The 1,340-nt window shown below is 37.8% G+C and carries 1 protein-coding gene; it reads right to left on the reverse strand.

All coding sequences use genetic code 11. The features are described from left to right. Window positions 1-1,285, reverse strand: a protein-coding gene (locus tag ACTG7X_RS11000) for an IS3 family transposase (RefSeq protein ID WP_439258490.1) whose coding sequence is annotated in 2 segments (ribosomal slippage) — window positions 1-811 and window positions 811-1,285 — 1,286 coding nt annotated over the 2 segments. Because the reading frame shifts where the segments join, the coding sequence is not laid out codon by codon here. This gene is flagged as partial in the annotation. Window positions 1,286-1,340: the final 55 nt, after the last annotated feature.

A 1,340-nucleotide genomic window follows, 5' to 3' on the forward strand; every position in this document is an offset into this window, starting at 1 on the left:
CCTTTTAATTTTAACTGAATACGCTCTTTATTGTAATAGTGAACATACTCATCAATCATTATTTTAATTTCATCAACGGTCTTAAAAGTTCTTCCATAAAAACGTTCCGTCTTCATTCGCCCGAAAAAACTTTCCATTGCCGCATTATCTAAACAATTTCCTTTTCGGGACATACTTTGCTCTATCCCATTTTCTTGCAATATTCGCTGATAAGCTCGCATTTGATAATGCCATCCTTGATCTGAATGTAAAATTGTTTTCTCGCCTTTTGAACGTCTTTTCAATGCCTTTTGCAACATCCTTTCCACTAACGCCCAATTTGGACTTGTACTGCTGTGATGTCCGATTATCTCGTTGTTAAATGTGTCCAAAATCGGCGAAAAATAGAGTTTATTACCATCTTCTGCTTTGAACTCCGTAATATCTGTTAGCCATTTTTCATTCGGTTTGGTTGCACTAAAATCACGTTTAAGCCGATTTTCAGCAATTCTTCCAACTTCGCCACGATAGGATTGATATTTTCGGCACTTTTTGCTTTTCACATGCAAGCCCATTTCTCGCATAAGTCGTTGAATCTTCTTATGATTAATGCCTTTTAATTCCGCAGCCACACGGCGATAGCCATATTCAGGGTGCTTTGTTTTTATCTCCCTGATTTTGGCTCTAAGTGTTTCATCTTTATCCGTTTTAGGCTTGATATGATAGAAAAACACACTACGGGGAATCCCTGCAATTTCAAGCAACAACGTCAATGGATAGCGTAATCTTAAGGCTTGGATGGCTTCTGCTGTTTCCTGTCTTCTCGTTTGATAATCTCGTCCAACTTTTTTAGAAAGTCGTTCTCCGCTCTCAATCTCAGGTTTTCAAGCTCAAGTTCTTCTAGCCGATTCTTGGGTTTTGGAGGCATTTTAGGATATTTTGGTTTCATCGTTTGGCGACCCTTTGGTTTAGGTAATAAGCCTTTTATACCTTGTTTTTCAAAGAGTTTCAACCATTGGCTAATCATTTTGGAACTACTTAAACCAAAATGTAACGCCGCACCACGACCTGAAAATTGACCTAAGAGTACGCTTTGAACAACGTTAAATTTGAACTCTGGAGTATACGTTTGTTTGCTATGTCGAACAGCTAATCCACTACTGCCTGAATGTTTGAATTGCACAATCCATTGTCTAACCGTTTCAGGGGGTAGGTTAAAATGTTTTCGTGTTATAAATAGGCTTTCGTGATTTGTGAAGTAAAAATCAACGACTTGTTGTTTAAATGCTTGGTTGTATTTAGTCATAAAAATCTGCACCTTACTTAGTTGGTTATTAGTCCAACTTTTGGGGTGCAGATCA

The sequence above is a fragment of the Lonepinella sp. BR2271 genome (genome assembly GCF_051851515.1).
Taxonomy (GTDB): Bacteria; Pseudomonadota; Gammaproteobacteria; order Enterobacterales; family Pasteurellaceae; genus Lonepinella.